This window comes from Dermacoccus sp. GAS27A (genome assembly GCF_044909235.1).
Lineage (GTDB): Bacteria > Actinomycetota > Actinomycetes > Actinomycetales > Dermatophilaceae > Dermacoccus > Dermacoccus nishinomiyaensis.
Genome location: NZ_JBIYDW010000012.1, coordinates 51,895 through 78,664 on the forward strand (window position 1 = coordinate 51,895; position 26,770 = coordinate 78,664).

Here is a 26,770-nt window from a genome sequence, read left to right on the forward strand (position 1 = left end):
ACGGCCAGGTGAGTCACGAAGTGCACGGTGAGTCATGTGGAAGCGACTCACCCTGCACTTCGTGACTCACCTGCGTCCTGGATAGCCGCCGCGAACACCCGGGCCGACGCCTCGAGACCGTGCGCTCCGAGGTACGCGCCGCCGGGACGAACAGTGCCTTTCTGTCAGCGCACCTGCGGTTGAGCGACGAGGTCGCCATATCCGGTGCCCCACAGGCGGTCAGCCAGTTCATAGGCCGCGAGCGCCCAGGGTGCCAGTCGTTCACCCGGCTCGATGGCGAGGGGAGTGAAACGCACGAGCGCACCCATCGACGCCGGCCCGATCTCGAGCTGCCCCGTCGCCCCGGCCTCGTCGTCGACGACCTGGAGCGCGCCACGCACGTCATCGGTGACGAGCGCGTCGGGCCCCGGGTGACCGCAGACATGAACGGTGGTCGTCTTTGCGGCCTGCACGGCCTCCGTCGCCAGGTAGGCAGAGCCGATTCGCGCCGCGTCGCACGCCTCGACAACGAGGTCTTCGAACTGCGTCATCGCCAGAGGCAGCGTGCCGTGGATGAGCAAGTGCTGGTGCGTGTCGAGCAACGAGAACCGCTCGAGGCCCTTGCCGAGCGTTGAGATGCCGCCGCTGTGACGCGGATTGAGCTCATGGGGGATGAAACCCTCAGCGGTGAGGATGCCGTCGATGCCGAAGGAGCCGCGGTAGTGATGGCGCCGCGCGAGCACTTCGCCGACAGCGCGGGCGGTGGCGCGCATCTGATCGCGATCAGCCGGCGCCGGATCCCACCACGAAGAGATGCCCGCCTGACGAAAGCGATCGCTGCCGTGGGGCTGCAGCATCACGAGTTCCACCGGCCGGAGGACGGCGACGCCGTCGTCAGCGACCTGACCGTGGATGGAGCAGGGCACACCTTCGAGGTAGGGCATGAGACGCAGCCGCTCGGCATGGGGCGCGAGCGCTTCGTATGCGGCCGCGCCGTCGTCCGTGACGTGCCGCACCAGCACCGCGCCACCGTTGAGACCCTCGCTCGCGTCAGCCGACCAGACCGTTCCGACACCGCGATCGAGACGCGCGGCGGCCCCTCGCACCTCGTCGAGGCGTGCTGGGACGACCTCTTCGGGCGCATGCGGGACGCCTGCCGCCTCCCACAGCTCGCGGCTGAGCGTCTTGTCTTCCAACCGCTCCTGCGTCTCGCTGCGCGCGCCGTAGGTGCGTCGCTCGTAGAACGAATCAGCGCCGAGAGCGAGCGCGACGATGACGACAGCCCTCGCCTCGGGGTCGAACGCGTCGAGCACCGCGCCCACCCCGTCGTCCGACTCCCGCAGAAGGTGCTGCCAGGCGCGTACCTCATCGACCACGTCATGCACCGGGCTCATCGCCGAGCGGTGAACCGTGATCGAATCTGGCTCGGGCAGCGGGCCGGTGCCGTCGCCCCACGTGATCACGAGGATGCGCGCGGCACCGTTCTCGCGGGCCTGCTCGACGTGACGGGTCGCGCTTGCCAGGACGGGGGCGAGGATGATGGCCGGGCGCCCCTCGATGTCGTCACGCCGGCGCGCTGCGAGGTGCTTGCTCAGGCGCTGCAGAGGGTCCGGGCTGGCGTCCATACCCGATCGTAGGGCGGTTCGTGGCCACCGTTCGACCGATTTCCTCACGCGGCGCCATGGCCTGAGGCCGCGCAGCGCACCCCGCGATGGCACCCCGGCGCAGGACACCCGCGCTGCGTGCCGGCACCACGGCAAGACGCCGTATGCGAGCGGGTCGAAGATTCGGGCGGAGGGTGAATCACCCCGCGCCGGGTCATGTCGTTCTATCGCACGCCCCGTAGGCTGGGGGCATGGCTATGAACACGGCGTTCGCCGTCCTTCCCGGCATGACGATCGACGAGCTTCCCAGCGGCATCCTCGACGCGACGACCGACTACGTCACGGGTGAGGAAGCCATCTCGAACGCCCTGCCGGCCGGTTACGTCGGCGCCTTCACGGCGCGTACGAACGACGAGCGTGACGCCGTCGTCCTCGTCGGCTACGAGCTGATGCTGCAGCCCGACCTCATCCCGGACATCGCCGACGAAGCCGTCACCGCCGTCTTCGCAGGCGGGTCGAAGACGTGGCTGCTCATCATCGACGCCGGCGAGTCGAGCCGCATGCTGTCGCTCGACGACACGCAGATCACCGCTGAGGACGGCGAGCCCGTCGAGGGAGAGCCGACGTCCGTCATTGACGGTGACCCCGAGAAGACGCTCAAGAAGGCGGTCGGCGACCTCACAGGCGTCAGCCTCGACGCCGTCATCGCCGACAAGGGCCTGCTCGTCATCGTCGAGGACTGACGCTTCGGGTGGCCGCGCGAACCGACCGACCACGTCGACATCGCGTTCGCCGCTGCCCACGCAGCAAGGCGGGTAACTCACGGGTAGGCGCGAAGTTCCGCGCCAACCCGTGAGTTACCCGCCACCGTGCGTCATTCGCCGCGTCAGTTGGCCCACTGAACACGAACCGGGAGCTTCTTCACCCCGTTGACGAAGTTCGAGCGCACGCGCTTGACGTCACCGGCGAGCTCGATCGAGTCGATGCGCGGCAGCAGCTCCTCGAGCAGCAGACGAATCTCGAGGCGCGCGAGGTTGTTGCCGAGGCACAGGTGCGGTGAGCCCTTGCCGAACGTCATGTGATCGACGTTCTTGCGCGTCACGTCGATCTTGTACGGCTCGGGGAAGACGTCCTCGTCGCGGTTGCCGGAAGCGAACCACATGACGACCTTGTCGCCGGCCTTGATCTGCTTGCCTCCGAGCTCGACGTCCTTCGTCGCCGTCCGACGGAAGTGGTAGACGGGCGACGCCCAGCGCAGCAGCTCCTCGAGGCCCGACTCGATGAGCGACGGGTCGTCCTTCATCGCCTCGAACTGATCGGGCTGCGCGATGAGGCCGAGCATGATCTGGCTGATCGCGTGACGCGTCGTCTCGTTGCCGGCGATGACGAGCAGTGAGAAGTAGTTGTTGAAGTCCTGGTCGGTGAGCGGAACCCCGTCCTCGGGCATCTTGTTCGCGAGGATCGAGACGAGGTCCTTGCCGTCGCCACCGACGCGCTTGTCGCGCAGGTCGCGGCCGTAGTCCCACACGTCCTGAACCGTCGGCGAACGGAACGGCAGGTGACGGTACTTCTCCGACTCGGGCGAGTCGAGCAGGTGCTCGGTGTAGTCGGGGTCGGTGTTCGCGACCATCTCGTTGCCCCACTGGATGAGCTGGCCCGTGTGCTCGCGCGGCACGTCGAGCAGACGCGCGAGCACCTGGATCGGGAAGTCCGCGGAGATCTTCTCGACGAAGTCGAACTCACCGTTCGGCGACGCCTTCTTCGTCTCGTCGACGGTGTTCTTCGTCAGCTCGCGCAGGAACGCCTCGTAGTTCTTCAGCAGGTTGCGCGGCGAGAACTCGCGCTGGATGAGCTTGCGCAACGCGGCGTGACGGGCGCCGTCCGTCTCGAGGATGGAGCGGCGAAAATCCATGAGGTCGTCGTCGACGTCCTCGAGGTTGACGAACTGCTCCGACGTGAACGTCTCGGAATCCTTGTCGACGGCCCAGATGTCGTCGTACTTCGTGACGGCCCAGAAGCCCTTGCCGTCGCTCTCCTGGGTCCAGTGCACCGGGTCGGCGTGACGCAGCGCGTCGAACTGCGCCCATCCCTCGTTGTCGCGGAAGCGGTCGATGTTGGACAAGTCGACGTCGGCGACGTCGAACGCGGCGTCGGCCTCGGGAGCTGCGCCCTGGTCGATGATGGTCATGTCGTCTCTCCTCGTTCAGCAGGAAAATCGGGAAGGGTGCGCGAAGCGCCTGGTCGCGGGCGCGATCACAGGTGGTAGGTGTACTCGCGGAACTCCCAGTCGGTGATGAAGCTGTTGAAGCGCTCGATCTCGTTGCGCTTGTAGGCGAGGAACGTCGCGACGAACTGCTCGCCGAGCACCTCACGCATCTCGGTGTCCGCCTCGAGCGCGTCGAGTGCGGCGCACAGCGACGACGGCAGCATCGGCGAACGTTCCGGGTCGTAGCCGTAGCCGACGAGCGGCTCGCCGGGGTCGACCTCGTCACGGATGCCGAGGTAGGCAGCGGCCAGCGTCGCCGCCGTCAGCAGGTACGGGTTGGCCGACGCGTCGCCGAGGCGCAGCTCGAGACGCGACGCGGAGCCGCGCTCAGGCGGGATGCGCACCATCGCGCTGCGGTTGTCGAGACCCCAGTCGATGAGCCACGGCGCGAGCGTGTCGGGCCCGAACCGCTTGTACGAGTTGATCGTCGGGTTCGCGAGCGCCGTCAGCGCCGGTGCATGCTTGAGGATGCCGCCGATCGCGTGATGCGCGACCTTCGACAGGCCGTGCTCGCCGTTCGGGTCGTCGAACAGGTGGTTGCCGTCGGCGTCCTGCGTCGAGAAGTGCAGGTGGAAACCGGAACCACCCTCGTCGTTGAACGGCTTCGCCATGAACGTCGCGAGCTTGCCGCGCGCCCGCGCCATCTCCTTGACGGCGGCCTTGAAGCGGAACGCGCGGTCGGAGGCGTCCATCGCGTCCGAGTGCCACAGGTTGATCTCGAACTGGCCGCTCGAGAACTCGTGGTTCGCGGCGACGACCTCGATGTCGTACTCGCCGAGCTGACGCAGCGTCTGCAGCAACACGTTCTCCGGGTCACCACGCAGGCCGCTGACGTAGACGTTGCCGCTCATCTCGCCGTAGCGCGACCAGCCGGAATCGGAGTTCTCGTCCTCCTGCAGCACGTAGAACTCGAGCTCGGGCCCGCAGATCGGCGTCCCGGCGATCGAGGAGAACTTCTCGATGACGTTCTTGAGCACGTAGCGCGGGCTCTCGGCTGACGGCGAGCCGTCCGGGTTGAACACGTCGGCGATGACGTGCGCGACGCCCGGCTCCCACGGCACGCGCGTCAGCGTCTCGATGTCGGGGCGCGCGACGATGTCCGGCAGGCCGGCGGCGAGCCCACCCTCGATGTCGACGACGTCGCCCATCGGCGTCGTGCCGTAGACGCTGCGGCAGAACGCGACCCCGTGACCCGTCGTCCGCTCGAAGCGGTTGACGAGCAGGTCCTTGCTGCGGTCGGTGCCGATGATGTCGGAGTAGCCGAGGCGGATGACGTCGATGCCCTCCGCCCGACACTTCGCCATGGCCTCGGCCACGGCCCCCGGCTCGCTCGACTTGCTCCCTGAGTTCGTCATGCCTCGTCGCCTCTCCCGCAGTTGTGAGCGAACCTCGACGGTTGCCGGGTCGGGGTGCGCACGTTTCGTTCGGGTCCGAACATACCGTGTGACTCACGCCACACAAACCCTAATGATCGGGTAGCCTAGCGCGTGTCGTACGGATACGAACGATTTACGGCGAAGGAACTTCGACGCCCTCGCCGTGCGCACACGCGCCGACACCGAAAGGGCTCTGCCATGAGCGAATCCCCCGAACTCAAGGGTTTTTTCTACCCGCGCACCGTCGGCGGCACGTCGGGCATCATCCCGTCACCGCCGTGGTACTACTCGGGCGACCTGCTCACCGTCGAGTACCGCACGAACCCCGAGCGCGTGCGCGAACTGCTGCCCGAACCGCTGGAGCTCGCGGATGAGGACCCGGGCGCCGTCGCGCTCATCTGGGCCGACTGGCAGTCGTGCAGCTCGTCGCGCGAGGAGCTGCTCGACCCGGTGCGCGCGCAGTACAAGGAGGCGTTCGTCGTCGTGCGCTGCTCCTACGAGGGCCGCACGTTCAGCCGCTGCGTCTACATCTGGGTCGACAAGGACTTCGCCATCGGCCGCGGCCTGCACCAGGGCTACCCGAAGAAGCTCGGCTCGATGTGGCAGACGCGTCCGCACCCCTTCAGCCAGGGCGCGCCGCAGATCGCGGAGGGCGGAATGTTCGGCGCGACGCTCGCGGCGGGCGACCGCCGTCTTGCTGAGGCCGTGCTGACGCTGCGTGAGCCGAGCGAGACGAACGGCTTCGTCAACGGCCACCCGATGGCCCACCACCGCATCTACCCCGACATCGCGCGCGGCGCTACGGGTGACGCCTACAGCGAGCTGATCTCCTCTGACGCGTCGGAGTTCGAGGGTGGCCAGGCGTGGAAGGGTGACGTCGACCTGCGCCTGTTCGAGTCGCCGACGGAGGAACTCGCGAAGCTCGAGGTCGACGAGATCATCGGCGGCTACTACCGCCAGATCGGGGTTGTGTGGAACGGCGGAGAGACGCTCGAACGTCTCGTGTGAGCCAGGCGGCCGCGAAGGGCGGCAGCCTGCGTCGCAGATGAGTTCGTGGACACACGGCACGCAGCGTCACGCCGCCGACCCACCCCACCCCGGACGGGTGTAGTGTGATTTGGATCACGACGAGAGGGGCAGGGATGCGGCATGAGTCCCGATCGCAGGGTTGCGCCTGCGGGTGCGGCCCCGGCTGCGTCCACGCTCGGCTCGCCGACGCGATCCCCGTCGTCAGTTCGCTGTTGAGCTCGACGGCACGCGACGAGGGTCTCGTCATAGCCATCGCGGACCGCGAGGCACGCCTGCACTACGTCGACGGAGACTCCCGCGCCCGCAGCCGCGCCGAGAGCATCGGCTTCACCGCGGGGGCGAACTGGTCGGAGGCGCAGGTCGGCACGAACGCGCCGGGCCGAGCTGTGGCCCGCGGCGAGGCGGTCTCGATCCATCGCGAGGAGCACACGCGCCCGGACGTCCACCCGTTCAGCTGCTCCGCGGCGCCGCTCGTCGACCCCGTCACCGGCGAGGTGCTCGGCGCTCTCGACGTGACGGGAGGTGACGCTGCGGCGGACCGGCGCACCCTCGCACTCGTGCAGGCCACCGCGGCCGCGGCCGCTCGTGAACTTCGCCTCGCCGGGGTGCCGGTCGGCCCTCCACCGCACACGAGCGCGCGGCTGCGTCTCGTCCACCACGGCCGCCCCTGCATCGAAACGGGTACGGCCACCCACGCACTCACCGACCGCCACGCCGAACTCCTCGCGACACTCGCGCTCGAACCCCAAGGCCTCAGCGCCGACGAGATCGGGGCCCTCGTCTACCCGGACGGCACGCCGCCCGCCACCATCCGCGGCGAGTTGCTGCGGCTTCGTCGACGGCTCGACACGATTCCCGGCGCGCCGAACCTCGAGAACCGCCCCTACCGCCTCACGGGGCCACTGCTCATCGATGCCGTCCAGGTCACGGAGCATCTGCGTCGCGGCGAGCACGACGAAGCCCTCGAGCTGTATCGCGGAGCCTCGCTGACGCGCAGCGAGGCGGAGCCCGTAGTCGACCTGCTGCGTTCGACGTCCGGGTCGCTGCGCGAAGCGATGCTCAGTGACGCCACTCCCGAGACCCTTCTGCGCTACCTCGACCTGCCCGAGGCCGCCGATGACGTCGAGTCGTGGCACATGGCACTCACCGTCCTGCCACCGCGCGCGCCACAGCGGGCCATCGTTCTCACGCATCTCGAACAGCTCGACACTCGTCTGCGCCAGGCGAACTGACGCCCGCACAGCGCGTTGCACGGGCAGTGCAACGTTGATGCAACGCAGCCCCTCGTAACGTGACGCACATCACGCAACCCCGCGTCACATCCCGCGGGCTCAGGGAAAGGAAGCTGCGATGACGGTCTACGCTAACCCGGGAACCGAGGGCTCCAAGGTCGAGTTCAAGAAGCGCTACGAGCACTTCATCGGCGGCGAATGGGTCGCGCCGAAGAAGGGGCAGTACTTCGAGAACCCCACCCCGGTCACCGGCAAGACGTTCTGCGAGGTGGGCCGCGGCACCGCCGAGGACATCGAGGCCGCACTCGACGCGGCCTGGGCTGCGGCACCGACATGGAACAAGACCTCGCCCGCGGAGCGGGCACTCATCCTCAACCGGATCGCCGACCGGATGGAGGAGAACCTCGAGAAGATCGCCGTCGCGGAGACGTGGGACAACGGCAAGCCGGTGCGCGAGACGCTCAACGCCGACATCCCCCTCGCGATCGACCACTTCCGCTACTTCGCCGGCGCCATCCGCGCGCAGGAAGGCAGCCTCTCGCAGATCGACGAGGACACCGTCGCTTACCACTTCCACGAGCCGCTCGGCGTCGTCGGGCAGATCATCCCGTGGAACTTCCCCATCCTCATGGCCGTGTGGAAGCTCGCGCCGGCGCTGGCGGCCGGCAACTGCGTCGTCCTCAAGCCCGCCGAGCAGACGCCCGCGTCGATCATGGTGCTCATCGAACTGATCGAGGACCTCCTACCCGCAGGAGTCGTCAACGTCGTCAACGGGTTCGGCGTCGAGGCCGGAGCGCCGCTCGCGTCGAACAAGCGCATCCGCAAGATCGCGTTCACGGGTGAGACGACGACCGGCCGCCTCATCATGCAGTACGCCTCGGAGAACCTCATCCCGGTGACTCTCGAACTCGGCGGCAAGAGCCCCAACATCTTCTTCGAGGACATCGCGCAGGCGGACGACGCGTTCTACGACAAGGCGCAGGAGGGCTTCACCCTCTTCGCTCTCAACCAGGGCGAGGTGTGCACCTGCCCGTCGCGCGCGCTCGTCCAGGAGTCGATCTACGAGCAGTTCATGGCCGACGTCGTCGAACGCACGAAGAAGATCAAGGCCGGCAACCCGCTCGACGACTCGACGATGATCGGCGCGCAGGCCTCGAACGACCAGTTGCAGAAGATCCTTTCCTACCTCGACATCGGCCAGAAGGAGGGCGCGAAGGTGCTCACCGGTGGTCGGCAGGCCGAGTTGGACGGCGATCTGGGTGGCGGTTTCTACGTCGAGCCGACCATCTTCGAGGGCACGAACAACATGCGGATCTTCCAGGAGGAGATCTTCGGGCCGGTCGTGTCCGTGGCGAAGTTCGGTACGTACGACGAGGCGCTGAAGATCGCGAACGACACCCTCTACGGCCTCGGCGCCGGTGTGTGGTCCCGCAACGGCAACACCGCCTACCGCGCGGGCCGCGACATCCAGGCGGGCCGCGTGTGGGTGAACAACTACCACAACTACCCGGCACACGCCGCGTTCGGCGGCTACAAGAGCTCCGGCATCGGGCGGGAGAACCACCTCATGATGCTCGACCACTACCAGCAGACGAAGAACCTCCTCGTCTCCTACTCGGAGAACAAGCTCGGCTTCTTCTGAGCCGACCCGCATCACGGATCAGATCGCAACCACACGAAGGGAAGAGTCATGAGCACCATGCAAGCTGCAGTCGTGGACGTCTTCGGCGAAGACCTGAACGTCAAGGACGTGGAACTGCCGGAACCCGGGCCGGGTCAAGCGCTCGTCAAGCTGATCGCATCGGGTGTGTGCCACACCGACCTGCACGCCAAGGACGGTGACTGGCCGGTCAAGCCCGAACCGCCGTTCATCCCCGGCCACGAGGGAGTCGGCGTCGTCGAGAAACTCGGCGAGGGCGTCACCGAACTCGCCGTCGGCGACATGGTGGGCAACGCCTGGCTCGCCTCCGCGTGCGGCACGTGTGAACACTGCCGCACCGGCTGGGAGACGCTGTGCGAGGAGCAGACCAACGGCGGGTACAGCGTCGACGGCTCGTTCGGGCAGTACATGCTCGTCGACGCCACGTTCGCCGCTCGCATCCCCGAGGGCGCGGACCCCCACGAGATCGCTCCCGTGCTGTGCGCCGGCGTCACCGTGTACAAGGGTCTGAAGGTGACGGAGGTGCGCCCCGGGCAGTGGGTCGTCATCTCCGGCATCGGCGGGCTGGGGCACATCGCCGTCCAGTACGCCAAGGCCATGGGCATGCGGATCGTCGCCGTGGACGTCGCCGACGACAAGCTGGAGCTCGCGAAGAAGCACGGCGCGGAGGTCACGGTGAACGCCGCGGTCGAGGACCCGACGCAGGCCGTCCTCGACGCCACAGGCGGTGGCGCCCACGGCGTCCTCGTCACGGCGGTGCACCCCAAGGCGTTCGGCCAGGCCATCGGCATGGCGCGTCGCGGGGGAACCATCGTGTTCAACGGTCTTCCTCCGGGTGATTTCCCGGCGCCGATCTTCGACGTCGTCCTCAAGGGCCTGACGATCCGCGGATCGATCGTCGGCACCCGGCAGGACATGGTCGAGGCTCTCGACTTCTACGCCCGAGGCCTCATCCACCCGACGTTCAGCAAGCGGAACCTCGACGACATCAACGCGGTGTTCGACGAGATGCACCACGGCAAGATCGACGGGCGCGTCGTCATCGACTACACGACGGAGCGTGAGGACAAGTGATGAACCTCGAGTCACGAGCCGGTGTGGCCGGAGAGACCGTCAGCCGGGTCGCCCTGACGTCGGACGCCGTCGCTCTGCTGCACCAGCTCGTGGCCGAGCACGGTCGTCTCATGTTCCACCAGTCCGGCGGGTGCTGTGACGGGTCGACCCCGATGTGTTACCCGGCAGGACAGTTCCGCACGGGTCAGGCCGACGTCCTGCTCGGCACGTTCACGCTCCCGGACGTGGCAGGCGACGATGCCGAGTTGGAGTTCTGGATGAGCCGGGAACAGTTCGAGACGTGGAAGCACACTCACCTCACCGTCGACGCCATCGACGGACGGGGCGGCGGCTTCTCCCTCGAGGCGCCCGAGGGCAAACGCTTCCTCATTCGCTCCGATCTGATGTGAGAGAACCTCGCGCGGCCGGGGGCACGGTGGACGTCATCCACGTCTGTTCGGATCCGAAAGATAATGTGGGCTGATGCCGAGTCATCACACGCTGCTCGAGACCGAGACCCTGGCCTCGAGCAAGCTGGCCGACGCGAAGATCGATGTCGCCGCCATGCACGCCGTCAGCAGCATCCACCGCGCGGCGAACGCATCGCGCAACCACATGACGAACACCGTCCTGCGTCCGCACGAGCTGTCGTGGACGGGTTTCGTCGTGCTGTGGAGCGTGTGGATCTACGGCGAACCCGAGACGCGCGAGGTCGCCGAGAGCGCCGGCATCAGCAAGGCGACGCTGTCGGGCGTCGTCAAGACCCTCTCAGCCCGGGGATGGCTCAAGCGCACCCAGTCGTCGAGTGACAAGCGGTTCGCGCACCTGTCACTGACGCCCGCCGGGATGACGCTCATGGAGGAGCTGTTTCCCCAGTTCAACTCCGGCGAACAGCAACTCGTCGCCGACCTGACGCCCGACGAACTCACCGTCCTGACGAAGGCACTCCGCAAGGTCGTGACGACGGCCGAAGGCCTCGGCGCCCACACGTCCGTCTGACGTCCACCCGAGGCCCGCCCGGCGCCCGCCCGGCGCAGCGTGGCCGATGATGTGACGCCTACCAGTCAACCCGCCCGATCGAGGAGAACCATGCCGTTGCGCCCCGTCACCACGTGGACGCTCGAGATGCCCGAGCGCCCGCACACCACGCCGCGTGGCCACTGCGTCAGCACCCCGACGGCCGACGCCCCCGACGTCGCACCCGGCCCGCATGACGACATGGCGAGCCGTCCTGAGGACGTTCGGATCGACCTGGTGCCGAACCCGAGCCCCGAGTTCGCCCGCTACCTCTACGCCGTCGTCGGCGGGCCGTGGACGTGGACCGACCGCCTCGGATGGACGCGCGAGCAGTGGCTCGCCGACCTCGGCGTCACCGGCACCGAGACCTACGTCGCGTACGTCGGCGGCGAACCGGCGGGCTACGTGCAGATCCAGCCGACACCGGTCGGCGCGGCGGAGGCGCGTGGTCGAGCGAGCGTCGAGATCCGCTACTTCGGACTCGTCGAGACCGCCATCGGACGGGGCCTCGGCCGCACGCTGCTGGCCCATGGCATCGACGCAGCCTGGACGCTCGCCGAACGTCATGAGGTGCCGGCGACGCAACGCGTCTGGGTTCACACGTGCAGCCTCGACGGCCCGGCGGCGCTGCGAAACTACGAGCGACGCGGCTTCGTCGTCATCGACGAGACGACGGAACTCATGGACTACCCCGCACAGCCCCTCGGCGCCTGGCGTTCCGCCGGCGGGCCCGCGTGAGCAGGGCCCGGCCGGCACGCCGCCTCTGAGGTACGCCCGGGGCGAGTGAGTGGCTCCGCACTCAGACGCTGCGCAAATGCACCCGGGTGCACTTGTGCCGAGGTGAACTGCCCCCCGGGCCGAGGTGAACGCGAGACGACGACGGCCCCGTCGGCGCCTGGCTCTTGGCTCGCGTCCTCGGAAACACAGCGTGAAGAACCGGGGTCAGTGTGCGTGGGCTCAGGCGTGACGAGCGCCCTCGACGACATCGCTGAGCAGCCGCAGTTGTTGCACGTAGGCGTCGAAGGTGCGTCGCGCTCAGGCGGGACGGGCGCGTTCGACGAGGTCGCTGAACAATCGCAGCTGCTGTCCGTCGGTGTCGAAGGTGTCCTCCGGGTGCCATTGCACCGCGACGATGCCGGCCCCCGCGCCCACAAGGCCTGACTCGCGCTCGCTCGCCGAGGTGCCTGCCGCCACAGCGTCGGTCGTCGGGTCGAGTTCGACGGCTTCCGTCGTCCCGTCATCGGCACGCGCGACGACCCGCCAGCCGGGCGCGACGTCCCGTAGGCACTGGTGGTGGTAGCAACTGGCCTTGACGCTCGACCCGCCGAGCACCTGCGCGAGGCGAGACGACGGGTCCAGCTCGACGTCCTCGACGCGATGACGGTGCGCCGACACGCCGAGCTCGTCGTCCATGTCGAAGTGCAACGTGCCCCCCAAGGCCACGTTGAGCAACTGCATGCCACGACAGATCGCGAGCGCCGGCACGGCCCGTCCGACGATGACGCGGGCGAGTGCGAAGTCGAACGCGTCCTGTTCGACGTCGACGTCGTAATGGGTGTCGTGCATCGCTTCGCCTGTCCAGACGGGCGAGATGTCGCCACCACCGGGCAGGAGGATGCCATCGGCGAAGGCCACGCGTTCGGCGACCCGGTCGACGAACGCGTCTGGAATACCGGCGAACCCACGCGTTGGGTCGACGAGTGCGTCGGGAGCCCCGCGCTCGGTGCCGTCATCACCCCCAGCGGTCATCGGCTCGGCGATCGGGGCAATGGGGTGGATGACGACCGGCTCGCCCCCCGCCGCCCAGACGGCGTCCATGAGCGCGCGCGCCATGACATCTGCGCCGTAGCGCAGAGCTGACGCGGACGCGGAGAACCGCGCCGGCATCGCGATGATGGGTCGACTCACGCCGTCACCCGCCTTGTCTTCGTCGTCATCGTCATCACCTCACAGTTCTCCCACGTGGTGCGTTTCGACACCACGTGGGGAGATTTCGCCACGAACAACTCCCACATCGTGCGTATCAACACCGAGTGGGGAGAACTCGCCACGAACAGCTCCTACTCGGGGCGTGATTGCACCGAGTGGGACATCATTCCGCGCCGCCCCGCCGGTCGTGTCGCACCGAGCGGTGCGGCTGAGCCTGCGAAGCCACACCGCCGGAAGACGCGCCAGAAGGTGCGGGCATCACGGCTGCGGAGGCATCGGCTTTCGGATACCGCGGAACTCCCAGTCGCCACCTTGGGCGGTGGAGAGGACTTCCTCCGACTCGGTCACCTGCGCGCCGACGTCGGTGCGGATGGGCGTCGGGCCCGTCACGATGTGGTTGCGCAGCGTGCCGAGGCCTTCGACCTCGACCTCGACGACGTCGCCGGGGTACACCGTCCGCGAGATGGCGGGCGTGCCGGACAGCAGCAGGTCGCCGGGCTGCAGCGTGATGGTGCGGGCGATGTCGGCGACGAGGTAGTGCATGTTCCACTCCATCTCGTCGGTCGTGCCGTCCTGCTTCACCTCACCGTTGACGAGGGTGCGGATGCGCTTGCCGCGAAAATCCCAGCCCTCGACGACGCCGGGGCCGACGGGGCAGAGCGTGTCGGCACCCTTGACGCGCAGCATCGAACCGGAGTCGGTGTCGCGGAAATCGTGCAGGCCGTAGTCGTTGGCGACGGTGTAGCCGCGGATGTGGTCGCCGGCCTCCTCGGGCGAGATGTTGCGGCACGTCTTGCCGATGACGATGGCGATCTCGCCCTCGTAGTTGAGCCACTTGCAACCCTCGGGGCGCACGACGGCACCCTCGTGCGTGTTGAGCGCGGAGACGGGCTTGTGGAAGTACGTCGGCGCCTTCGGCAGCGTCGTCATCATCTCGTCGACGCGGCTGCGGTAGTTGAGGTGCACGCAGACAATCTTGCTCGGCGCCACGGGCGGCAGGTGCGTCGCGTCGGCGATGGCGACGCGACGACCGTCGCCGGCGACGAGGTCGTCACCGTCGACGACGACGTCGACGGGGTTGCCGTCCAGCAGGATGCGGCGGGTTTCGCGCAGGGTCATCGGGTTCTCCTCGTGGGGTGGATCAGGATCAAGGTCAAGGTCGGCGGGGCGTCCCGGGCGCCCCTTCCCCTCTGCGTGCACGTGCACCCCGGTGCATCTGCACGCAGAGGGGAAGGTGTCGGGGGCTACTCACGGTGAGCGGAGGACGTCGGGCGAAAGAGGTCGCAGGAAGGGTGGCGCAGGAAAAAAGCGAGCGACGGACGTCGGACAGCCAACGCCCTCAGTCGGCGGCCGGGACGTCGGGGATGTGTTGCGGGCCCGCCTCAGCAGCCGCCGAGGCAGCCTTCTGACGCAAGACGTCGTCGTCGATGACGGTACGGTGCGGCGCGGGGAAGCCACCGTCGGGCTGGTCGAACCACAGGTGAACCTGGCCAGTACCGACGGAGTTCTCGTACTCGCCGTACTGACGCGACGGGGCGGTGCAGTCGCCTTCGCCGAGGGCACCGATCATCATGAGGTAGTGCCCGAATCGTGCTTCGGGCTTGTACCGGTAGAACTCGTCCATCGTGTCGAGGACGCGCGCGTGATCGCCGTTCGCGAACCATTCCATGCGCTGCAGGTCGGCCTGGCACGCCTCCTGCGAGAAGATGTGCTCGCTGCCGGCGGCCTCGTGGTCGCGCAGCTTGCGCAGCGGCCAGAACGTGTGGCTGAGCGCGCCGGAGGCGATGAGCAGCACCTTGCGGTCGCTCTCGCGGATGGCGTCACCGAGCGCGCGGCCGAGGCGCAGGTTGTCCTCCGTGTCGGCTGTTTGGCACACGCCGATGGAGATCCACTTCTTGTCGTCGAGGCCCTTGCCGAGGTACTCCCACATGTTCGTCGTCGCGTAGAAGATCGGCAGCGAGTGGTCGTCGATCGCGGTGATCCACGTGCCGTGCTCGTCGGCCTTGCTCGCGATGAGGTGCGCGAGCTCCGGGTCGCCGGGGAAGTCGTAGTGACGGCGCGTCATGCCGCGCGGCAACTCCTCCGACGTGAACAGCCCCGAGCGGCGATCCTGCGCCGTGACGACGAACTCGACGGTCGTCGCCCAGTGGCTGTCGAGTACGACGACGGTGTCGTAGTCGAGCACGTCGAACACCTCGCGCCGCAACTGCTGGAGCCCGGCGACGAGCGTCGTGTCCTCGCCGTTGTTGAGGCTGCGCCGCACGTCCTCGGGCAGCATGATCGTCGGCACGTGCGCCAGCAGACCGGCGCCTACCACTTCACCCATGTCCGTCTCCTTCGTTCATCGTCGTTTCTCGTCACTGACCTGCCCCAAGGCCCGCCATCCTCTGCGTGCACGTGCACCCAGGTGCACCGCACGCAAAAGATGTGCGGCGGGCACCTGCGAGCAGTGCCGCACAATTTCTCGGCCATTCAGTTGTTCAGCGACTCGATCGTTCAGTTGCTCGGCGCGAAGACGGAGTTCTTCACGTCGCAGTAGAAGTCGAAGCTCCAGATGCCGCCCTCGCGGCCGATACCGGACCGGCCGCTGCCACCGAACGGCGCGCCGAGGTCGCGGACGAAGAAGCAGTTGACCCAGACGGTGCCCGCGCGCAGTTGCGCCGAAACGCGTTCTGCCCGCTCGGGGTCCGACGTCACGAGCGTCGCGGCGAGGCCGAAGCGCGTGTCGTTCGCCATCGCGACGCCGGCCTCGTCACCGTCGAACGTCTCGATCGTGAGGACGGGGCCGAAGACCTCCTCGGTGAGGATCTCCGAGCCCTCGGGGCAGTCGGCGAGGATCGTCGGCGAGTAGAACAGGCCGCCCAGCTCGTCGTTCGGCCCCCCACCCATGAGGACGCGCGCGCCGTCGGCCTTGGCGCGCTGCACGAAACCGTCGACGGTGTCGAAGTGCTTGCGCGTGATGAGTGCGGAGACGTCGCTCGTCAGGTCGCGCGGGTCGCCCTGCTTGAGCGTGCGAGCCTTGTCGAGCACACGCTGCGTGAACTCCTCGGCGATCTTGGCGTCGACGAGCAGACGCGCGCCCTTGAGACAGACCTGCCCGGCGTTGTCGAACTGCTCGACGGCGATGTCGACGGCCAGATCCATGTCGGCGTCGTCGAGCACGAGCAGCGGCGACTTGCCGCCCAGCTCGAACGACAACGGGACGATGTTCGGCGCGGCCGCAGCAGCGATGACGCCGGCCGTCGGGACGGAGCCGGTGAAGCACAGCCGGTTGATGCCGGGGTGACGCGTCAGTGGGGCGCCCGCGTCGACGCCCGTGCCCTGTACGACGTTGAACACACCGTCGGGCAGGCCCGCGTCACGCATGATGTCGGCGAGCAGCGACGCCGTCAGCGGCGCCCACTCCGGCGGCTTGACGACGACGGTGTTGCCCGCCGCGAGCGCCGGGCCGATGCGCCAGGTCGCGAGCATGAGCGGCGCGTTCCACGGCGTGATGATGGCGACGACGCCGGCCGGGTCGTACGTGATGCGTTCGCGATGGCCGCGCCCGGGCACCGTCATGTCCGGGTGGGCGAGGTCGTTCTCGAGGTAATCGGCGAAGAAGCGGAAGTTCATCGCGACGCGCGGCATGACGCCGCGCAGGTGGCTACGCAGCAGCGCGCCGTTGTCGCGCGTCTCGACGTGCGCGAGCTCCTCGACACGCGCCTCGACGCCGTCGGCGACGTTGCGCAGCAGCGCCGCGCGCTCCGCGACCGGCATGCCGGCCCATGCCGGAAAGGCCTTGCGCGCAGCAGCGACGGCAGCGTCGACCTCGGCCTCGGCGCCTGCGCTGATCTCGCCGATGACGCTCTCGTCGATCGGGGAGACGTCGGTGAACGTCGCACCGTCAGCGCTGGTGACGCGCTCGCCACCGATCCAGTGACGCGTATCGACCTCGACCCCCTCGACGGTGATCTTCTCGGGCTGCGGCGCGGTGACCATGACGCTCCTCGCAAGGTTGGCTGGTGCGGTGATGCGCATCACACTACCAATCGTTCGGGCCCAAACGGACATCGTGCCGCGAGATCAAATCGTCATCTGATCCTCATGTGTCTCAGATCACATCATGGGTTACCGTGACCCTCGAGGCGAGATCGTTCGCCCCCGAACGAAAGGCCCGGCATGGCAACTCCCACGTCGTCTCCCGACATGAGTCCGCGCGCAGATTCCGACATCCCACACACCGAGCACCGCCTGCGTTCCGGGCGCCTCGGGGTCATCGCGATCGCGTTCATCGTCGTCTCCGCCGCCGCGCCCCTGACGGCGATGGCCGGCGGCGCGCCCGTCGCGATGCTCGTCGGCAACGGGCGAGGCATTCCGTTCGCGTACCTCATCGTCAGCGCCATGCTGCTGCTGTTCGCCGTCGGCTACACCGCGATGGCACGTCACCACACGAGCACGGGCGCGTTCTACGCGTACGTCGCGCGCGGCCTCGGCCAGCATGCCGGCGGCGCTGCGGCGTGGATCGCGCTGCTCGGTTACAACGCCATGCAGATCGGCCTCTACGGCCTCTTCGGCTCGGCCACCGCCAGCTTCTGCGCGGACAACCTCGGCTTCGACCCGCCGTGGTGGGCGTGCGCGTTCGTCGCGTGGGCCGTCATCGCGCTGCTCGGCTACCGCCAGGGATCTGTCCGTCAAGGTGCTCGGCGTCCTCGTCGCCGCGGAATTCCTCATCGTCCTCCTGCTCGACGGCGCCATCATCGGCAAGGGTGGGGAGGGCGGCCACGGCGGTGTCGCATCGCACCTGGCCTGGGATTCGTTCAGCTTCGACGCCCTGACGAGCGGTTCGCTCGCCATCGCACTGCTGTTCAACTCGGCGAGCTACATCGGGTTCGAGTCGACGACGATCTACTCGGAGGAGGCGAAGGATCCGCGTCGCACCGTGCCGCGCGCGACGTACCTCGCCGTCGCCGTCATCGGTGTCTTCTACTCGATCACGACGTTCCTCATGGTGAGCGCGCAGGGCGGTTCGACGCTCGTCGAGCACCTCGGCGGCCTCAAGCCGGACCCGACGGTCTTCCTCTTCGAGCTGGGCGACACCTACCTCGGTTCGAGCGCGACGAAGGCGATGTCGCTGCTGTTCGCGACATCCGTCTTCGCGGCGCTGCTCGCGTTCCACAACGCCGTCGCGCGCTACCTGTTCGCCCTCGGACGCGAGGGGCTCGTGCCCGCCCGCCTCGGCCACACGCACACGGTGCACCTGTCGCCGCACATGGGCTCGATCAGCCAGACGGTGCTCGCCGCCGTCGTCCTGACGATCTTCGTCGTCACCGACAAGGATCCCGTGCTCGCCCTGTTCACCTGGCTGACGCAGCTCGGCACGCTCGCCATCCTGTTCCTCATGGCGTTCGCGTCGCTCGCCGTGGTCGTGTTCTTCGCGAAGTACCGGGGCGCACGAGGCAAGGCCGCAGCCGACGACGCGGTGACGGGTGACGTCGCCACCGCCGGCACCGGCCTCGGCGGGCTCTGGCGCACCCTCGTCGCGCCCGCGCTCTCGGCCGTGTTCATGGGCGGCGTCGCTGCGTATGCCGCATCGCAGTTCGGCAACCTCATCGGAGACCCGAACAGCGCCCTCGCGTGGCAGCTGCCCGCGCTCATCGGCGTCGCCGTCGTCATCGGTGTCATCTCGTCGTTCGTCCTCAAGGCCCGCGCGCCGCAGCAGTGGGCGCTCATGGGCATGGACCGCGTCAAGACGACCGACGGCGCAACAGAGATCGACGGGACGTCGGCGGCACCGACGCCCTGAACGACCCGCGACGCAGCGCGCCCACCTCGTCACTCGACGGGGTGGGCGCGCTGCGTTCTGAGGCGCCCGGTTCGAGCGCGACAGACGTCAGTTCAGCTGCCAGATGACGGCTTCGTCCGCCTCGGCTGCCTCGGCGTAGAACTCGCGCAGCTCGGCGTCGTAGGGCATGACGTACACGTCGAGCACGTCGTCCTCGTCCCAGATATCCGGGTAGATCTCGTCGCGCGTGAACTTCTTCGCGTCGTAGCCCTTGCGCAGGATGCTCGGCGTGATGCGGCCCATCGCGGCGGCGATCGCCGTCACCCGCGCGGGCGTCACGTGGCCGACGACGACATCCTCGGAGTCAGGCACCCGCCCCTCCGAGATCGGGCTCGGAGCGTGCGCCTGCTTGTAGAGGCGCTCGAGCGCATGCCAGGCCTTGTCGACATCGAGCATGCGCTCGTCGTCGAACTTCTCGAGCGTCTCGAGCGCCTGCAGGGGCGCGTCACCCGTCGACGTGAGGTCGGTGACGAGTCGCTGCGCCTCGGTATCGTCCATGCGGTAGGCCGTCCAGATCATTCCCATGGGCCCGACGGTACTGCCCACGCCCCCCGCGTGTCAGCGCCGCCGTCAGCCGCGGCTGGCAGACTGGGAGCGAACACGGCACGCCCGGGCGCCCCGGGCCCTTCGAAAGGCTGACGATGTCGCACGAGATCACCTGGAAGTCCGTCCACGACGAGCGCGAGTCGCTGCTCGAGGATCTCGCAGGGCTGAGTGACGCGCAGTGGCGCGCCCCGTCGCTGTGCGAGGACTGGAGCGTGCAGCAGGTCGTCGCGCACCTCGCGTCGTCGGCGCGCACGTCGAAGGCGAGCGCCGCCAAGCAGATGCTGACGCACAAGGGCAACGTCCAGGCCGTCAGCGACGCCGGCGTTGCGCGTCTCTCTGGTGGCACACCCGCCGAGACGCTCGAAGCCTTCCGCGAGTCGATGCACGAGCGCGTGTCGCCGTTCTCCGCGGAGGCCGCGCTCGGCGAGGTCGTCGTGCATGCAGAGGACATCCGCCGCGCGCTCGACATCGAACACACCTACCCCGCCGAGACGCTGCGTCAGCTCGCCGACCACTACAAGGACGCGGGCCTCGGCATGGGTGCGGGCGACCGCATCAAGGGCCTGCACCTCATGGCTACCGATCAGAAGTGGGAGACGGGCAAGGGCGACGTCGTCTCCGGGCCGATCATCGCGCTCATCATGACGATGCTCGGACGCACCGCCTACCTCGACGACCTGTCCGGTGACGGCGTCGAGACGTACCGCGCGCGCCTGACGCGCTGACGCTCGTCGATGTTGCCCGGGATTCGCGGCGCGGGTGCCTGGGTTCCCGGGCAACATCGGGCGGTGGAGCCATGACACATGCCATGGGGGATCCGTGAGCGTCGGCCGCGTGAGGCGACGAACGGCGCGCCTAGACTCGAGTCATGAAGGCCTCATCGAACTCCACGGCTCAGAAGTTGCTCGCGATCTCCGGCTCGTTGGCGCTCATCGTGTTTCTCGTGCTCGGCTTCGCCTTCCACGCGTGGCCGATCGCGTGGGTGGCCTTCCTCGTACCGGGGATGATCCGGACGTGGATGGCAGTCGAGGCCCCGGAGAAACAGCACGGTTACGGCATCGGCGCGGACGATGAATCCAAGCCGTACCCCTACTCCGACGACCCTGGGGCTGCGCCGCCGGCGCCGCGTCAGTAGCGCGACGTCGTCGGCGTGCCGGCCTGCGGCATGAGCGGGCGCGCCGCGCTCTCGGGGACGATCTGCTTGCCCAGCGGGAACAGTGCGAGCGGGATCATCTTGAGGTTCGCCCAGGCGAGGGGCAGACCGATGATCGTGACGGCGAGGGCGATGGCCGTGCCGATGTGCGCGATGGCGATCCAGATGCCCGCGAGCACGAACCAGATGATGTTGCCGATCATCGACCCGACGCCCGCTGTCGGCTTGTCGACGTACGTGCGCCCGAACGGCCACACGGCGAAGTTGGCGATGCGGAACGACGCGACGCCGAACGGGAACGTCACGATGAGAATGCACATGATGAGCCCGGCGAGCATGTAGCTCAACCACAACCACACCCCGGCGAACACGAACCAGATGATGTTGAGCAACGTCTTCATTGTTCTCCCCGTGTCGTCGAACCCGGGTGGTGTCGATACGACCTCCACAGCCTATCCAGATGACCTGAATCGCTCCTGGGTCGCCTCACATGCCACCTCAGCAGGGTGCGCCAGACGTGTTCGAGGCAGGCCGTCGCCAGGCGGCGGGTGTCGACGTCGTCACCGCGACGAGGCCCGCACGCTGCAGGATGGGGCGCGAATACTCGGTGCAGTCGACCTGCAGCAGCGCCTTTCCGCGCGTCATGGCTGCCCGGGCGCGCTGCGCTGCGAGCGCGCGATAGAGGCCTCGCCCGCGATGACGTTCGTCGCACGCGCCACCCCACAGGCCCGCGAAGTCGGTATCGTCCACGAAATCGACCCGCCCCGAGCACACGATGTCGCCTGCCGAGTCGCGCACGAACCACATCTCGAAGCTTTCCGGATCGCGCCTCATGCGCTCGACGAGTTCGTCGCCCTGACGTCGGCTGCGCTCGGGGGAATCGCCGAAGACGCGCCCGGCGAGGCCTTCGGCGTCACGCATCGCCTGCTGGGTGGCGGCGCGTTCGAGCGTGTATCCGGCGGGCAGGCCCTCGTCGGCGGCGATGACGTCGTCGACCGACCCGACCATGACCGTCTCGGGCTCTTCCAGTTCGAATCCGCGCGCCTCGAGCCGCTGGAGCAGCCGCGGCAGGACGTCGTGGCCGCGCGTCTTCCATTCGAAGTGGTCGACGCGCTCGTCGGCCTCGAAATGGCTGACGACGGCGTCGATGAGTTCGTCGAGCCCGTCGTCCATGACGAACGGGTCGTAGGTGACGAATCCGCGCCGCCGGCCCGGGAACGTCGCAGCGAACACCGGGCCGATCGGCGTCACCTCGTCGGCGTCGGCCACCTCCGCCCGACCGCGCAGCTGAGAGTCGTACAGGTCGCGAAACGCCTCAGGGTTCATGGGGTGAATCTCGCAGCCCGGCGCCCCACGCCACAACTGAATTTCTCGACCGACGCGTCGTGTAGATCGCTTTGAGCTGCTCGCGCCCCACCCGGTATCCGCCAGGTGGGGCGTGAGAAGCGTGACCAGCTCGTGTCGCGCCGAGCGGATGGGGTGAGCTTGTGAACCCCTTCCGCCGGAAGACGCGCGATCGATACCTAGTCGCCCTGTCTTCTGGGCGACTTCCTCAGCGCTCACTGCGGCAGAATCCTCACTTCGTTCCGGTCCTACCTCCGCTCGCTTGATCGGGTCGTGTCGCACCGAGCGGATGGGGTGAGCTTGTGAACCCCATCCGCCGGAAGACGCGCGATCGATACCTAGTCGCCCTTCACATTCACGATCTGTCGCAACACATGCCGCACCTCGACGAGGTCGGCAGCGTCTGCCATGACCTGGTCGATGTCCTTGTACGCCTGCGGGATCTCGTCGACGAACGCATCCGTGTCGCGGTACTCGATGCCGGCCATCGCCTCGCGCAACTGATCGCCGGTGAAGCGCTTGCGCGCGGCCGAGCGAGGGAACTGACGCCCGGCGCCGTGGGGCGAGGAGTGGAGCGACAACGCGTTCCCCTTGCCGACGACGACGTAGGACGCCGTCCCCATCGACCCAGGGATGAGCCCCGGACGCCCGGCTTCGGCGTTGATCGCGCCCTTGCGCGACAGCCACACGTCAGCATCGCGCCCCTTCGCCAGCTCCGAGTACCGGCGGCCGGCACCGATGTCGTTGCACAGCGCTCGCGCGCTGGGAGCCGGAAGACGCTCTGTGTTCCCGGGTGTCGCACCGAGCTCACTGCCGAGCTTGCGAGGCAGGGAAACCGGAAGACGCTCTCTGTTCCCGGGTGTCGCACCGAGCTCACTGCCGAGCTTGCGAGGCAGGGAAACCGGAAGACGCTCTGTGTAATTGTGGTGGCAGTTGATGCGTTCCTGTTCGATGACGGGTTCGCCAGCCCATTCGCTGTACTGGCGGACGACGCGGTCCATCATTTCTTCGCGGTTGAGCAGGGCGAAGTGCTGTGCCCACTCGAGTTCGCGGATGCCGGAATGCCGCAGCATCCCGAGGACACGAGCGCAGCGAGGCCCGCAGGGCTGCGTCGCGGCGCGACCGGGAGTAGGCGTCGAACTGGGGTGTGCCCTGGACGAGGTATGCGAGGTCGCGGTCGGACAGGTCGATCCAGTTCGTCGCGCAGTAGTCGGTCGCCGTCTTGATGTGGTGCTGGGCGATCTTGTTGCCGACGCCGCGCGAACCGGAGTGCAGGAACAGCCAGACGCGGTCGTCCTCGTCGAGGGAGATCTCGATGAAGTGGTTGCCCGAGCCCAGCGAGCCGAGCTGTAGCGTCCAGTTCTTCGCGTACGTCGCGGGGTCGAACCTGGCGTCGGCGGCCATGGCGCTGAGTTCGTCGAGGCGCGTGCGCGTGTGGTCGCGGCTGATCGTGCGGTTCACTCCCCCGGCCGACAGCGGGATGGCGCGCTCGATCGCCTGACGTACGGGCGCACGGTCGACGGGCAGGTCGGTGGCGGTGTGCTGCGTGCGCACCGCGATCATGCCGCAGCCGATGTCGACGCCGACGGCGGCGGGGATGACGGAGTGCCGCAGCAACCCGAGGACATGAGCGCAGCGAGGCCCGCAGGGCTGCGTCGCGGCGCGACCTAAGACATCGCGCCGAGCGTCGGGATGACGGAGCCGACGGTGGCGCCGCGACCGAGGTGAGCGTCGGGCATGAGCGCGAGGTGCGGGAAGATGAATGGCATCGACGCCGTCGTCAGGGCCTGTTCGCGGGTCGATTCCTCGAGGATCGAGGCCCAGTTGTACAGCTTCGCGTTGATTCGCTCCATGGTGTTCTCCTTGCGTGTTCGCCTGCGCCGCATGGGGATACGGAGCAGACGTCAGGTCGTTCGGGCCGAGGGTTCGTCCGATGCCGGCGGCGTCGGGGTGTCCTGCGACGCAGATGCTTCGGGTGCGGTGAGGCGCGCGCTGCCTGCGTCGTCGACGTCCGCAGGCAGCGTTGCCGTCAAGGTGTAGGTCGCGGCGAGCCGCGCGGGATTCTCGGCGAGTTGCCACTCGTTCGGTTCGATCTCGACCATCTGGCCGGGCAGCGCGTTCCACGGGACGCTCTGGTGCTCGACGAGTGCGTCGAGTCGGAGCCCGGCGTTCAGCAGCGCCGTGACGACCTCGCCGAGCCCGTGATTCCATTCGTGCGTGACGTTCGCGGTGAACTCGTGGCCGGTCTCGACGTAGGTGCCCCCGTCGTCGAACACGAGTGGTTGCTCCTGCTCGAAGTAGGGGAACTCCACGGCAGGGGTGGTGAATTCGTCATCGCGCAGGGTGCGTTTCCCGGTGGCTGGGTGGTCGCCCATCGCCCAAAGCATCGGGTGGCCTTCGCGGATGAACAGTCGCCCGCCGGGCTTGAGCAGCGCCGCGACGACCTGGGCCCAGCGTTCGATGCTGGGCAGCCAACACAGCGCGCCGATGCCGGTGTAGACGAGGTCGAACTGCCTGCCGCCCAGGGCTTGCGGCGCCGAGTAGACGTCGGATTCGACGTACTCGATGTCGCCGTGTCCGGCTGCAGCGGCGATGCGCTGGGCCTCTTCCAGCGACTTCGGCGACAGGTCGACACCCGTGACGCGCTGCGCGCCAAGCCGTTTCAGCGACAACGTGTCGGTGCCGATGTGGCACTGGAGGTGGACGACGTCGAGCCCGTCGAGCGATCCGAGCCCCGGCGCACGCTCCACGTCGAACCGGACGACACGGCTGATGGCGTCGGGGTGGTCGATGAAGTGCTGCACCGAATAGTCGGGGCTTGCGGCATGGGCGACGGCACGGTCATCCCAGTTGGCCTTGTTGACGCGCAGGTACTCCTCACTACCAGCCGTCGCCGTCGGCGACGTGGATGCGGTCGAGAGCTGCGTGTCGTTCATGACGTCGAGTCTGCCGTGACCTGACGAACCACGCCACCGATTTTTTCGTCATGGTCAACCGCAGCGGGCCCACCTATGCAACGTCGCACCGTGATGAGTCGGCGCGGTCGCCGAATTGGAGGAAACCTCCAAACGAGACCGTCCAGAGTTGGTGCGTCTCTTGACGAAGTCGCACCAAGCAGTGCGCTTCGATGGTGAGGTACCCACCACCTGCGCGAAAGGCTCATGATGCCGAGGACCGCCACACCGACGTCGGCCGACACCACCGTCCGCGAGGAGGTCGGCATCCAGTTCCCGGCCGGATCCGACGGCACGCGCCCGACGACGCCGACCGTCAAGGCCATCGTCGCGGAAGCGGTTCGCAACAGTGACCCCGCACTGGCGGGCCGAGTCGAGGCCGACACGTCGTGGCGTCAGGGCTACGTCGGCGCGATGCGCGAACTCACCGTCCGCACCGCTGCCGATGACGATGCAGCGACGACGATCGCCCGCGACGGCCTCGCCGCGGCGCGCGCCCATCTCGTCCACGTTGCCAACGGCGGCACGCAGACACCGCTCGCCGACCTCGACGTCGACGCCGCCGTCGATGCCGCCCGCGGCACGTTCGGCACCCACACCGTGGACGGCACCGCCGAGCCTCGTCAGGAACTCGCCATCCCCTGCCAGGGGCGCATGCTGAGCGGCCACGATCTCGAACGCCAACTCGCGGCGTGGGTGCACAAGGGCATCGTGGAGCAGTCGTGCGCGGACGCCGTCATGCGTGTCGTCGCGCACCCGGAGTGGCTGAGCCTGCCTGGCCACGTCGTCGCCGACATCGGCGCCGGCGCCGAGATGGGGCCGCTCGAGATGCTGTCGAGCTGGGGCGCACGCATCCTCGCGATCGACATCCACCGCGTCAGCGAGCGCCTCGAGAAGATGGCGCGCGACGGTGCGGGCCTCGTCAGCCTGCCGACGAAGGACGGCGAGACAGGCGCCGACATCACGCGCGACACCGCGGCCGTCGCTGCGTGGATCGACGAGCAGGCGGGTGACGACACCGTCGTCCTCGGCATGCACGCCTATGCCGATTCGGGCATGCACATCCGCCTGACGCTCGCCGCCGACCTCATCGCCACCTGGCTGCAGGAGCGCCGCCCGACGACGGTGCTCGCCTATCTCGCGACGCCGACCGACGCGTTCGTCGTGCCCCAGGAGATCATCGACAGCGCCCGCTCGAGGTGGTCACGCCGCGGCAGCAAGGGTTTCGCGAAGCGCGCGCTGCGCACCGCGTCACGCGGCCAACTGTTCACCGAGCCCTACCCGAAAGGCTCGCGCGTCACCGACTGCATCATCGCCCAGCAGGGGCCCAACTACGCCGTCGCGAAGCGCCTGCAGCGCTGGCGCGCCGTCGCCTCGGAGGCTGACGGGCGCCGCGTCTCGTTCAACGTCGCACCCGCGACGTTCACCCGGTCGGTGACGAAGAACACCGCCCTCAAGGCCGCCTACGCCGGCGCGCACCACTTCGGCGTCGAGGTCTTCGCCGCCGAGACGAGCCGCGCGCTCATGGCGGCGCTGCTCATCCACGACGTCATGCGTGACGACCTCGCCCCCGGCGCCGCGCCTCAGCGCGCCCACGCCGAAGAACTCTTCAGCGACGGCGCCGCACACGGTGGCTTGTGGCGCACGGCCTGGGCACCCCGCTCGGCCCTCGGCGTCGCGGCTGCTCTCGGCGCCCCCAAGGCGCTGCGCCGCAAGGCATAGCGACACACGTCTCGCCCGCCCGTCATATCGCCTCCTCGCGACCGCCGTCCGAGGGGGCGATGCGCGTTACGCTCAAAAGAGC

General features: G+C 68.2%; 23 protein-coding genes and 2 pseudogenes. 12 read left to right on the forward strand and 13 right to left on the reverse strand.

The genetic code is table 11. From position 1 onward, the window contains the following. Window positions 1-164 precede the first annotated feature (164 nt). Complete coding sequence (locus ABH936_RS12435) at window positions 165-1,604, reverse strand: hypothetical protein (protein WP_404603392.1); 1,440 nt, start codon at window positions 1,602-1,604, stop codon at window positions 165-167. A 230-nt stretch (window positions 1,605-1,834) separates the two neighbouring features. Here ABH936_RS12435 and ABH936_RS12440 point away from each other — a divergent pair, with 230 nt between their 5' ends. Next, window positions 1,835-2,326, forward strand: a complete 492-nt coding sequence (locus ABH936_RS12440; protein WP_239304271.1) for a hypothetical protein — start codon at window positions 1,835-1,837, stop codon at window positions 2,324-2,326. A gap of 143 nt (window positions 2,327-2,469) precedes the next feature. On the opposite strand, the gene ABH936_RS12445 is transcribed toward ABH936_RS12440, so the two are convergent. Together ABH936_RS12445 and ABH936_RS12450 are read right to left on the reverse strand one after the other, a co-directional pair. Next, a complete protein-coding gene (locus ABH936_RS12445) occupies window positions 2,470-3,771 on the reverse strand; it encodes a cytochrome P450 (RefSeq protein ID WP_404603393.1) in 1,302 nt (433 codons plus the stop codon). Window positions 3,772-3,836: 65 nt separating this feature from the next. After that, on the reverse strand, window positions 3,837-5,204 hold the full coding sequence (locus ABH936_RS12450) for a glutamine synthetase family protein (RefSeq protein WP_404603394.1): 1,368 nt from the start codon (window positions 5,202-5,204) through the stop codon (window positions 3,837-3,839). 219 nt (window positions 5,205-5,423) lie between these two features. On the opposite strand from ABH936_RS12450, the gene ABH936_RS12455 reads away from it, so the two are divergent. The 7 genes from ABH936_RS12455 to ABH936_RS12485 all read left to right on the forward strand — a co-directional run bounded on the left by ABH936_RS12455 (window position 5,424) and on the right by ABH936_RS12485 (window position 11,954). Then, window positions 5,424-6,233: an acetoacetate decarboxylase family protein gene (locus ABH936_RS12455; protein WP_404603395.1), complete on the forward strand. Its 810-nt coding sequence runs from the start codon at window positions 5,424-5,426 to the stop codon at window positions 6,231-6,233. A gap of 134 nt (window positions 6,234-6,367) precedes the next feature. Further along, window positions 6,368-7,486 (forward strand): GAF domain-containing protein, encoded by a 1,119-nt coding sequence (locus tag ABH936_RS12460; RefSeq protein ID WP_404603396.1) that lies wholly within the window; start codon window positions 6,368-6,370, stop codon window positions 7,484-7,486. Between the two features lie 118 nt (window positions 7,487-7,604). Continuing rightward, window positions 7,605-9,128: an aldehyde dehydrogenase gene (gene adh, locus ABH936_RS12465; RefSeq protein WP_038566502.1), complete on the forward strand. Its 1,524-nt coding sequence runs from the start codon at window positions 7,605-7,607 to the stop codon at window positions 9,126-9,128. 48 nt (window positions 9,129-9,176) lie between these two features. Next, window positions 9,177-10,220, forward strand: coding sequence for an alcohol dehydrogenase AdhP (gene adhP / locus ABH936_RS12470; RefSeq protein ID WP_404603397.1), 1,044 nt, complete (start codon window positions 9,177-9,179; stop codon window positions 10,218-10,220). Further along, window positions 10,220-10,609, forward strand: coding sequence for a DUF779 domain-containing protein (locus ABH936_RS12475; protein ID WP_404603398.1), 390 nt, complete (start codon window positions 10,220-10,222; stop codon window positions 10,607-10,609). Before adhP ends, ABH936_RS12475 begins: the two co-directional genes overlap by 1 nt. Before the next feature lie 73 nt (window positions 10,610-10,682). Further along, entirely contained in the window at window positions 10,683-11,198 is a 516-nt protein-coding gene (locus ABH936_RS12480; RefSeq protein WP_006946992.1) for a MarR family winged helix-turn-helix transcriptional regulator, read from the forward strand. Window positions 11,199-11,288: 90 nt separating this feature from the next. Next, a complete protein-coding gene (locus tag ABH936_RS12485) occupies window positions 11,289-11,954 on the forward strand; it encodes a GNAT family N-acetyltransferase (protein WP_144707988.1) in 666 nt (221 codons plus the stop codon). Between the two features lie 297 nt (window positions 11,955-12,251). Here ABH936_RS12485 and ABH936_RS12490 read toward each other — a convergent pair whose 3' ends face one another. The 4 genes from ABH936_RS12490 to ABH936_RS12505 form a co-directional block, all read right to left on the reverse strand. Next, entirely contained in the window at window positions 12,252-13,124 is an 873-nt protein-coding gene (locus ABH936_RS12490; RefSeq protein ID WP_404603399.1) for a gamma-glutamyl-gamma-aminobutyrate hydrolase family protein, read from the reverse strand. A 279-nt stretch (window positions 13,125-13,403) separates the two neighbouring features. Next, window positions 13,404-14,264, reverse strand: coding sequence for a fumarylacetoacetate hydrolase family protein (locus tag ABH936_RS12495; RefSeq protein ID WP_404603400.1), 861 nt, complete (start codon window positions 14,262-14,264; stop codon window positions 13,404-13,406). A gap of 220 nt (window positions 14,265-14,484) precedes the next feature. Continuing rightward, window positions 14,485-15,471 carry a 3,4-dihydroxyphenylacetate 2,3-dioxygenase gene (locus ABH936_RS12500; RefSeq protein WP_404603401.1) on the reverse strand — a complete coding sequence of 329 codons (987 nt, stop codon included), beginning with the start codon at window positions 15,469-15,471 and terminating at the stop codon, window positions 14,485-14,487. 170 nt (window positions 15,472-15,641) lie between these two features. Next, a complete protein-coding gene (locus ABH936_RS12505; RefSeq protein ID WP_404603420.1) occupies window positions 15,642-17,165 on the reverse strand; it encodes an aldehyde dehydrogenase family protein in 1,524 nt (507 codons plus the stop codon). 658 nt (window positions 17,166-17,823) lie between these two features. Between ABH936_RS12505 and ABH936_RS12510 the strand changes: the two genes are divergently transcribed. Next, window positions 17,824-18,930, forward strand: coding sequence for an APC family permease (locus ABH936_RS12510; RefSeq protein WP_404603402.1), 1,107 nt, complete (start codon window positions 17,824-17,826; stop codon window positions 18,928-18,930). 87 nt (window positions 18,931-19,017) lie between these two features. Here the strand turns inward: ABH936_RS12510 and ABH936_RS12515 are convergent, their stop codons facing one another. Continuing rightward, window positions 19,018-19,494 (reverse strand): DUF1877 family protein, encoded by a 477-nt coding sequence (locus ABH936_RS12515; protein WP_404603404.1) that lies wholly within the window; start codon window positions 19,492-19,494, stop codon window positions 19,018-19,020. 116 nt (window positions 19,495-19,610) lie between these two features. Here ABH936_RS12515 and ABH936_RS12520 point away from each other — a divergent pair, with 116 nt between their 5' ends. Then, a complete protein-coding gene (locus ABH936_RS12520) occupies window positions 19,611-20,240 on the forward strand; it encodes a maleylpyruvate isomerase family mycothiol-dependent enzyme (RefSeq protein WP_404603406.1) in 630 nt (209 codons plus the stop codon). Between the two features lie 143 nt (window positions 20,241-20,383). Beyond that, window positions 20,384-20,650 carry a hypothetical protein gene (locus tag ABH936_RS12525; protein ID WP_038566485.1) on the forward strand — a complete coding sequence of 89 codons (267 nt, stop codon included), beginning with the start codon at window positions 20,384-20,386 and terminating at the stop codon, window positions 20,648-20,650. Here the strand turns inward: ABH936_RS12525 and ABH936_RS12530 are convergent. The 5 genes and pseudogenes from ABH936_RS12530 to ABH936_RS12550 form a co-directional block, all read right to left on the reverse strand. Continuing rightward, complete coding sequence (locus ABH936_RS12530) at window positions 20,644-21,069, reverse strand: YccF domain-containing protein (RefSeq protein ID WP_074040936.1); 426 nt, start codon at window positions 21,067-21,069, stop codon at window positions 20,644-20,646. The genes ABH936_RS12525 and ABH936_RS12530 overlap by 7 nt on opposite strands. A 97-nt stretch (window positions 21,070-21,166) precedes the next feature. Then, complete coding sequence (locus ABH936_RS12535; protein ID WP_404603407.1) at window positions 21,167-21,994, reverse strand: GNAT family N-acetyltransferase; 828 nt, start codon at window positions 21,992-21,994, stop codon at window positions 21,167-21,169. 356 nt (window positions 21,995-22,350) lie between these two features. Then, window positions 22,351-22,704: pseudogene (locus ABH936_RS12540) on the reverse strand (RtcB family protein); the annotation flags it as partial. Between the two features lie 216 nt (window positions 22,705-22,920). Beyond that, window positions 22,921-23,865 (reverse strand): annotated as a pseudogene (locus tag ABH936_RS12545) (RtcB family protein); the annotation flags it as partial. 51 nt (window positions 23,866-23,916) lie between these two features. Then, on the reverse strand, window positions 23,917-24,948 hold the full coding sequence (locus ABH936_RS12550) for a class I SAM-dependent methyltransferase (RefSeq protein WP_404603408.1): 1,032 nt from the start codon (window positions 24,946-24,948) through the stop codon (window positions 23,917-23,919). Window positions 24,949-25,176: 228 nt separating this feature from the next. On the opposite strand from ABH936_RS12550, the gene ABH936_RS12555 reads away from it, so the two are divergent. Then, window positions 25,177-26,688, forward strand: coding sequence for a hypothetical protein (locus ABH936_RS12555; protein ID WP_404603409.1), 1,512 nt, complete (start codon window positions 25,177-25,179; stop codon window positions 26,686-26,688). Window positions 26,689-26,770 lie beyond the last annotated feature (82 nt).

Excerpts from the sequence above, each read along its gene's own strand:
- ABH936_RS12435 (WP_404603392.1), bottom strand. The coding sequence starts at position 1,604 with ATGGACGCCAGCCCGGACCCTCTGCAGCGCCTGAGCAAGCACCTCGCA.
- ABH936_RS12440 (WP_239304271.1), top strand. The coding sequence starts at position 1,835 with ATGGCTATGAACACGGCGTTCGCCGTCCTTCCCGGCATGACGATCGAC.
- ABH936_RS12445 (WP_404603393.1), bottom strand. The coding sequence starts at position 3,771 with ATGACCATCATCGACCAGGGCGCAGCTCCCGAGGCCGACGCCGCGTTC.
- ABH936_RS12450 (WP_404603394.1), bottom strand. The coding sequence starts at position 5,204 with ATGACGAACTCAGGGAGCAAGTCGAGCGAGCCGGGGGCCGTGGCCGAG.
- ABH936_RS12455 (WP_404603395.1), top strand. The coding sequence starts at position 5,424 with ATGAGCGAATCCCCCGAACTCAAGGGTTTTTTCTACCCGCGCACCGTC.
- ABH936_RS12460 (WP_404603396.1), top strand. The coding sequence starts at position 6,368 with ATGCGGCATGAGTCCCGATCGCAGGGTTGCGCCTGCGGGTGCGGCCCC.
- adh (WP_038566502.1), top strand. The coding sequence starts at position 7,605 with ATGACGGTCTACGCTAACCCGGGAACCGAGGGCTCCAAGGTCGAGTTC.
- adhP (WP_404603397.1), top strand. The coding sequence starts at position 9,177 with ATGAGCACCATGCAAGCTGCAGTCGTGGACGTCTTCGGCGAAGACCTG.
- ABH936_RS12475 (WP_404603398.1), top strand. The coding sequence starts at position 10,220 with ATGAACCTCGAGTCACGAGCCGGTGTGGCCGGAGAGACCGTCAGCCGG.
- ABH936_RS12480 (WP_006946992.1), top strand. The coding sequence starts at position 10,683 with ATGCCGAGTCATCACACGCTGCTCGAGACCGAGACCCTGGCCTCGAGC.
- ABH936_RS12485 (WP_144707988.1), top strand. The coding sequence starts at position 11,289 with ATGCCGTTGCGCCCCGTCACCACGTGGACGCTCGAGATGCCCGAGCGC.
- ABH936_RS12495 (WP_404603400.1), bottom strand. The coding sequence starts at position 14,264 with ATGACCCTGCGCGAAACCCGCCGCATCCTGCTGGACGGCAACCCCGTC.
- ABH936_RS12500 (WP_404603401.1), bottom strand. The coding sequence starts at position 15,471 with ATGGGTGAAGTGGTAGGCGCCGGTCTGCTGGCGCACGTGCCGACGATC.
- ABH936_RS12505 (WP_404603420.1), bottom strand. The coding sequence starts at position 17,165 with ATGCGCATCACCGCACCAGCCAACCTTGCGAGGAGCGTCATGGTCACC.
- ABH936_RS12515 (WP_404603404.1), bottom strand. The coding sequence starts at position 19,494 with ATGGGAATGATCTGGACGGCCTACCGCATGGACGATACCGAGGCGCAG.
- ABH936_RS12520 (WP_404603406.1), top strand. The coding sequence starts at position 19,611 with ATGTCGCACGAGATCACCTGGAAGTCCGTCCACGACGAGCGCGAGTCG.
- ABH936_RS12525 (WP_038566485.1), top strand. The coding sequence starts at position 20,384 with ATGAAGGCCTCATCGAACTCCACGGCTCAGAAGTTGCTCGCGATCTCC.
- ABH936_RS12530 (WP_074040936.1), bottom strand. The coding sequence starts at position 21,069 with ATGAAGACGTTGCTCAACATCATCTGGTTCGTGTTCGCCGGGGTGTGG.
- ABH936_RS12535 (WP_404603407.1), bottom strand. The coding sequence starts at position 21,994 with ATGAACCCTGAGGCGTTTCGCGACCTGTACGACTCTCAGCTGCGCGGT.
- ABH936_RS12550 (WP_404603408.1), bottom strand. The coding sequence starts at position 24,948 with ATGAACGACACGCAGCTCTCGACCGCATCCACGTCGCCGACGGCGACG.
- ABH936_RS12555 (WP_404603409.1), top strand. The coding sequence starts at position 25,177 with ATGCCGAGGACCGCCACACCGACGTCGGCCGACACCACCGTCCGCGAG.